Origin of the sequence: Streptomyces sp. NPDC026673 (genome assembly GCF_040638135.1) — a bacterium.
Taxonomy (GTDB): domain Bacteria; phylum Actinomycetota; class Actinomycetes; order Streptomycetales; family Streptomycetaceae; genus Actinacidiphila.
In genome coordinates this window covers 319,517-325,824 of sequence record NZ_JBEZXR010000001.1, presented here as the reverse complement: position 1 = coordinate 325,824, position 6,308 = coordinate 319,517, and the positions used below count along the sequence as shown (strand labels likewise).

Annotated in this window: 6 protein-coding genes; 4 read left to right on the top strand and 2 right to left on the bottom strand. The window is 73.6% G+C overall.

All coding sequences use genetic code 11. The annotated features are described in order from the left end of the window. Positions 1–164: 164 nt before the first annotated feature. Together trxA and AB0F62_RS01530 are read right to left on the bottom strand one after the other, a co-directional pair. Complete coding sequence (trxA, locus tag AB0F62_RS01535) at positions 165–500, bottom strand: thioredoxin (protein WP_361790759.1); 336 nt, start codon at positions 498–500, stop codon at positions 165–167. Then, positions 497–916, bottom strand: a complete 420-nt coding sequence (locus AB0F62_RS01530; protein ID WP_361790756.1) for a MerR family transcriptional regulator — start codon at positions 914–916, stop codon at positions 497–499. Before AB0F62_RS01530 ends, trxA begins: the two co-directional genes overlap by 4 nt. A gap of 123 nt (positions 917–1,039) precedes the next feature. On the opposite strand from AB0F62_RS01530, the gene AB0F62_RS01525 reads away from it, so the two are divergent. From AB0F62_RS01525 to AB0F62_RS01510, 4 genes are all read left to right on the top strand, one after another. Next, positions 1,040–3,613 carry a bifunctional FO biosynthesis protein CofGH gene (locus AB0F62_RS01525; protein ID WP_361790753.1) on the top strand — a complete coding sequence of 858 codons (2,574 nt, stop codon included), beginning with the start codon at positions 1,040–1,042 and terminating at the stop codon, positions 3,611–3,613. 204 nt (positions 3,614–3,817) lie between these two features. After that, positions 3,818–4,558, top strand: a complete 741-nt coding sequence (locus AB0F62_RS01520) for a hypothetical protein (RefSeq protein WP_361790750.1) — start codon at positions 3,818–3,820, stop codon at positions 4,556–4,558. Between the two features lie 17 nt (positions 4,559–4,575). Beyond that, complete coding sequence (locus AB0F62_RS01515; protein ID WP_361790747.1) at positions 4,576–5,055, top strand: hypothetical protein; 480 nt, start codon at positions 4,576–4,578, stop codon at positions 5,053–5,055. 141 nt (positions 5,056–5,196) lie between these two features. Further along, positions 5,197–6,303, top strand: a complete 1,107-nt coding sequence (locus AB0F62_RS01510; protein WP_361790744.1) for an ADP-ribosylglycohydrolase family protein — start codon at positions 5,197–5,199, stop codon at positions 6,301–6,303. Positions 6,304–6,308 lie beyond the last annotated feature (5 nt).

The following is a 6,308-nucleotide window of genomic DNA, read 5'->3' as shown; positions in this document are numbered from 1 at the left end:
CCCGGCCCGGGCCCGGCGCGGCCCCGGCGGCCGCCCGCCCCGCCGCCGCCGCCCACCCCCACCCGGCGCGCCCCGCGGGGCGGCCCCCCCCCCCCCCGGGGACACCCGGGCGCCGGCGCGCCGGCGGCTCGGTCCGCCTCCGGAGCGCTCAAGGCGGCCCCCTTTCACATGACGTCGGCGAGCTCCTGCAGCAGCCGCCGCTTCGGCCGCGCCCCCACCAGGGACCTCACCGGCTCCCCCGACCGGAAGACCATCAGGGTCGGCATCGACAGGACTCCGTACGCCGACGTGACCTGCGGGTTGTGGTCCACGTCCAGCAGGACGACCTTCAGCCGGCCCGCCTCCTCGCGGGCGACCTCCGCCAGGACCGGGGCGATCTGGCGGCAGGGCCCGCACCAGTCGGCGGTGAACTCCACCAGCACCGGGCCCTCGGCGCCCAGCACCTCCTCGGCGAACGTCGCGTCGGTCACCTCGGTCAGGCCCTCGATGTGCGTCGTCATCGCGTACTCCCCTCGTCTGCCTGGCAGCTGAACTCACAACGCGGTTCGGCGGCGCCCCCGGCCGAGGCCAGTTCCGCGCGGACGAGCTGAGAGCCGAGCCGTTCGCGGACCTCCCTCAGGCGGTCGATGCACTCGTCCAGCTCCGCCAGCTTGCGCCGGTAGACCTCGATCGAAGCGGCGCAGGAATCACCCTCCGGGTGGCCGGCCCGCAGACAGTCCACGAACGGCCGGGTGTCCTCCAGTTCGAAGCCGAAGTCGCGCAGCACCTGGATCTGCCGCAGCAGACGCAGGTCCTGGTCGTCGTAGGCCCGGTAGCCGTTGCCCGCGCGACGGGCGCGCAGCAGCCCCAGTGACTCGTAGTGGCGCAGGGCACGGGTGGTGGTCCCGGCCCGTTCGGCGAGTTCTCCGATCCGCATGACCCGACGGTAGACCTTGACGCCGACGTCAAGGCCAGCCCGGATATTCCCCGTCCGGGACCGCCGGCGGGGGTGATCCTCCCGACAGCGCCGGGTGACGTATCCCGCACCTATGCTCGGAGAATGACCCACACTCCGCCGACCACCAACAGCATGCGGCGTGCGCTCAAGCGTGCACGTGACGGCGTCGCGCTCGACACCGCGGAGGCCGCGGTGCTGCTCCAGGCGCGGGGGGAGGACCTCACCTCGCTGATGGAGAGCGCGGCCCGGGTACGGGACGCGGGCCTGGAGGCGGCCGGACGGCCCGGGATCATCACCTACTCCAAGAGCGTGTTCATCCCGCTCACGCGCCTGTGCCGCGACAAGTGCCACTACTGCACCTTCGTGACCGTGCCCGGCAAACTCCGGCGGGCCGGGCACGGGATGTTCATGTCCCCCGACGAGGTGCTGGAGATCGCCCGGCGTGGCGCCGAACTCGGCTGCAAGGAAGCCCTGATCACGCTCGGGGACAAGCCGGAGGACCGCTGGCCCGAGGCCCGCGAGTGGCTGGACGCGCACGGCTACGACGACACCATCGCGTACGTCCGGGCGATGTCCATCCGCATCCTGGAGGAGACGGGGCTGCTGCCGCACCTCAACCCCGGGGTGATGAGCTGGACGGACTTCCAGCGGCTGAAGCCGGTCGCCCCGTCGATGGGCATGATGCTGGAGACGACGGCGACCCGGCTGTGGAGCGAGCCCGGCGGCCCGCACCACGGCTCCCCCGACAAGGAACCGGCCGTACGGCTGCGGGTGCTGGAGGACGCGGGACGCAGCTCCGTACCGTTCACCAGCGGGCTGCTGATCGGCATCGGGGAGACCTACGAGGAGCGCGCCGAGTCGCTGTTCGCGCTGCGCCGCGTCGCCCGGTCGTACCACGGCATCCAGGAACTGATCATCCAGAACTTCCGCGCCAAGCCGGACACCGCGATGCGCGGCATGCCGGACGCGGAACTGGACGATCTGCTGGCGGCGGTGGCCGTCGCCCGGCACATCATGGGGCCGTCGGCCTGCCTGCAGGCGCCGCCGAACCTGGTGGACGCGGAGTACGCCCGGCTGATCGGGGCCGGCATCGACGACTGGGGCGGGGTCTCGCCGCTCACCCCGGACCACGTCAACCCCGAGCGCCCCTGGCCGCAGATCGACGAACTCGCGGCGCACTCGGCGGAGGCGGGCTTCGCCCTGCGGGAACGGCTCTGCGTCTACCCCGAGTTCGTACGGCGGGGCGAGCCGTGGCTGGACCCGCGGCTGCTGCCGCACGTCCGGGCGCTGGCCGATCCGGAGACGGGGCTGGCGCGCGAGGAAGCCGAGGTCACCGGCCGGCCGTGGCAGGAGCCCGAGGAGGTCTTCACCGCCGCGGGCCGCACCGACCTGCACCGCACCATCGACACCGACGGCCGCACCGGCGACCGCCGGGAGGACTTCGACGAGGTGTACGGGGACTGGGAGGCGCTGCGCGAGCAGGCGGCGCCCGGCCTGGTCCCGGACCGCATCGAGGCCGATGTGCGGACCGCGCTCTCCGTGGCCGCCGACGACCCGACGAAGCTGACGGACGCCGAGGCGCTCGCGCTGCTGCACGCCGACGGTGCGGCACTGGACGCGCTGTGCCGGATCGCCGACGACGTCCGCCGCGACGCGGTCGGCGACGAGGTCACCTACGTCGTCACACGGAACATCAACTTCACCAACGTCTGCTACACCGGCTGCCGCTTCTGCGCCTTCGCCCAGCGCCGTACCGACGCCGACGCCTACACCCTGTCGCTGTCCCAGGTCGCCGACCGGGCGGAGCAGGCCTGGGAGGTCGGCGCGACCGAGGTGTGCATGCAGGGCGGCATCCACCCCGACCTGCCGGGCACCGCCTACTTCGACATCGCGCGGGCGGTGAAGGAGCGCGTGCCCGGCATGCACGTGCACGCCTTCTCCCCGATGGAGGTCGTCAACGGCGCCACCCGCACGGGCATGTCGATCCGCGAATGGCTGACCGCCGCCAAGGAGGCCGGTCTCGACTCCGTCCCCGGGACGGCCGCCGAGATCCTCGACGACGAGGTCCGCTGGGTCCTGACCAAGGGCAAGCTGCCCGCCGCCACCTGGGTCGAGGTCGTCAGGACCGCGCACGAACTGGGCCTGCCCTCCTCCTCGACCATGATGTACGGCCATGTGGACCAGCCCCACCACTGGCTGGGCCATCTGCGGCTGCTGGCCCGGATCCAGCAGGAGACGGGCGGCTTCACGGAGTTCGTGACCCTGCCCTTCATCCACACCAACGCGCCCGTCTACCTGGCCGGCATCGCCCGGCCCGGCCCGACGCTGCGCGACAACCGCGCCGTGACGGCGATGGCCCGCCTCCTGCTCCACCCGCACATCCGCAACATCCAGACCAGCTGGGTCAAGCTGGGCACCGACGGCGCGGCCGAGATGCTGCGCTCCGGTGCGAACGACCTGGGCGGCACGCTGATGGAGGAGACGATCTCCCGGATGGCGGGCTCGAGTTACGGCTCGTACCGCTCCATCCGCGATCTGGTCGCCATCGCCGACGCCGCCGGCCGTCCGTCCCGGCAGCGGACGACGACCTACGGGGAGGTGCCCGCCGAGCGTGTCGCCGCGGGGCTGGCCTCCGACGGTCACCTGCCGGAACTGCTGCCGGTGCTGGAGGACTGACCTGGGGCGCGGCCCCTGGCCGCGCCCTCGGCAACCTCTCCAAAAGAGTCCGAGCAACTCTCCAAAAGCGTCACACAGGCTGCGCACCTCCTTCGGGTGGTGTCGTTAGCGTTGCTGGCCGTCCGGCCTCGCACGGGGAACGTGCAAGGCCGGACGGGCCGCCGACGTCCCCCGGCGGCGCGGTCAGCAGAGAGAGACTCGGAGATGGACTACTGCTCCTCCTGCCGTCGGCATCTCAACGGCGCTCTGGTGTGCCCGGGGTGCGGCGCGTACGCACCGGACATCGCACCGCCCGTGTGGCGCGGTCCGCAGTCGACGGCGGAGTGGGAGCCGCGCGGCGGCGCGGACTTCCCGGACGACCCCGACGACCCCGACCCGGACGCCGCCGACCTCGCGCCTGGCGGCCGTGCGGCCCGGCGGCGGCAGATGGAGCGCTGGAAGAAGAACCGGCGCCGGGCCGCGGCGGTCACGGCGGTGGCGCTCGTCGGCGGCGGCCTGACCGTCGCCGCGCTGCCCACCGGCGGGTCCAAGGGCCCGGCCGACACGGCGGCGGCGGACCGGCCCCTGACGCCGGCCACGGCGCGCACGCTTCCGCTCTCCTCGATCCCGGCGCAGCCGGACGGCGACGCCACCAGCCGCCCCGGTCAGCGCGCGCACCCCGCCGGCACCGCGCCGCGCGGCGACGCGCCGCGCACCGAGCCGTCCGCCACGAGCACCACCGCGCCGGCGCACACCGCCCCCCAGGGCGACGCCGGACCGCGGGTCCGCACGGCCACCGCCGACCCCGCCCCCGCGCACCCCGGTGTCCCCACCACCGCGCCCTCGTCCGCACCCCACACCCCCGCGGACGTCCCGGCCACACCCCCCACAACGACGGCGGCCCCCACGCCGTCGGCAACGAAGTCGCCGATGCAGCTCTGCCTGCTGGTCCTCTGCATCGGCTGACGCGAAAGGAACCACACGTGACAAGCAGCTACGCCGAACACGACCGCCTCCGTGTCCACTCATGGCGGTTGTGGGGCGTCGGACTGGCGACCGCGGTACTGGCCGGACTACTGGCCAGGGCCGGCATCGTGGTCGCGCAGAGATTCCTGCTGCTTCCGGTCTTCGCCCCCCAGGGCTACGGGCTGTGGCGCGACGCGGCCGCCACCGCCTACGTCCTCGGAGCCGGCCTGGTCGCCCTCGCCGCGACGGTCCTGCTGCGCGTCCTGCTCGCGACGACGCCGCGCGCCATGCTGTTCTTCGGCTGGATCATGGCCGCGCTGACCCTCTTCGCGGTGGTGATCCCGCTGGCCCTGCACCGCTCCAACGAGATGCTCGCCACCTGTGTGGTCAACTTCTTCATCGGGTTGATCGTCACCACGCTGCTCGCGAGCGCGGCCCGCTGGGCGCTGACGCGCGGTGTGCGGACCCCGCAGCCCGCGTGGCAGGGCCGCTGGTAGATCCGGAACCTCCCGAAGGCCCCCGCTGCCCGGCAGCGGGGGCCTTCGTCCGTGCGACCCACCACATTCCGTTCCTGACCGGATGGCGACCGATCCGTGTCGATTACAGTGCTCGGGCAGACGGAGCAGAGAGGCGTGGTCATGGCCGTTGCCGTATGGGGGCGTGCCGAGCAACAGGACTTCCGCAGCCGGGTGCGGGGTTGTCTGCTCGGCGGCGCGATCGGCGACGCGCTGGGTGCCGGTGTCGAGTTCGACTCCCTGTCCGCCATACGGCAGGCCCACGGGAAGGACGGCGTCACCGACTACGTCCCCGCCTACGGGCGGCGCGGAGCCGTCACCGACGGCACCCAGATGACGCTGTTCACCGCCGAGGGCCTGATACGCGCCCAGGTGCGGCGCGACGCGGGCGCCTGGCACCCGCCGACCGATCTGCACCGGGCGTACCTGCGCTGGGCCGGCACCCAGAACGACTGGGGGCCCGACGAGCGCCGCAAGGACACCGGCTGGCTCGCCCGCGAGGAGTGGCTGTACTCGCGGCGCGCACCCGGGAGAGCCTGTCTGACCGGGCTGGGCGACGAGCGCATGGGCACCCTCGACCGTCCCAAGAACCCGGAGTCCAAGGACTGCGGCACGGTCGTGCGCTCGGCACCCTTCGGCCTGCTGGTCGGCTGGGAGCCGCATCTGGTGTTCCAGCTCGCGGTCGAGTGCGCGGCGCAGACGCACGGCCACCCCACCGGCGTCCTCGCCGCGGGGGCGTTCGCCGTCATCGTGCACGGACTGGCCCGCGGCGAGACCCTGGACGGCGCCGTGCAGCAGGCGCTGGCCCTGATCGCGGCGCGCCCCGGCCACGAGGAGACCTCCGCGGCCCTGCAGGCCGCCCTCGGTGCGGTACGGCAGGGACTGCCCACCGCCGACCGGGTGGAGTCCCTGGGCGAGGGCCGGACCGCCGGAGAGGCGCTCGCCGTCGGCGTCTACTGCGCCCTGGTCGCCGAGGACGTCCGGCACGGCCTGCTGCTCGCCGTCAACCACTCCGGCGACAGCGGCTCCACCGGATCGATCTGCGGCAACCTGCTCGGCGTGCGGCACGGCGAGACCGCCCTGTCCCCGGCGTGGATCGCGGAGTTGGAGGGGCGGGGCACGATCCTCCAGCTCGCCGACGACTTCGCCATGGAGATGACGCAGGGCCCAGCCCTGCACGGGCCGGGCGGCGCGTCCGCGGCGTGGCTGGAACGCTACCCCGACGCGTGACCGCC

What these genes read in the sequence shown, in the direction of transcription:
- trxA (WP_361790759.1), bottom strand. Translation starts at nt 500, where the DNA reads ATGACGACGCACATCGAGGGCCTGACCGAGGTGACCGACGCGACGTTC.
- AB0F62_RS01530 (WP_361790756.1), bottom strand. Translation starts at nt 916, where the DNA reads ATGCGGATCGGAGAACTCGCCGAACGGGCCGGGACCACCACCCGTGCC.
- AB0F62_RS01525 (WP_361790753.1), top strand. Translation starts at nt 1,040, where the DNA reads ATGACCCACACTCCGCCGACCACCAACAGCATGCGGCGTGCGCTCAAG.
- AB0F62_RS01520 (WP_361790750.1), top strand. Translation starts at nt 3,818, where the DNA reads ATGGACTACTGCTCCTCCTGCCGTCGGCATCTCAACGGCGCTCTGGTG.
- AB0F62_RS01510 (WP_361790744.1), top strand. Translation starts at nt 5,197, where the DNA reads ATGGCCGTTGCCGTATGGGGGCGTGCCGAGCAACAGGACTTCCGCAGC.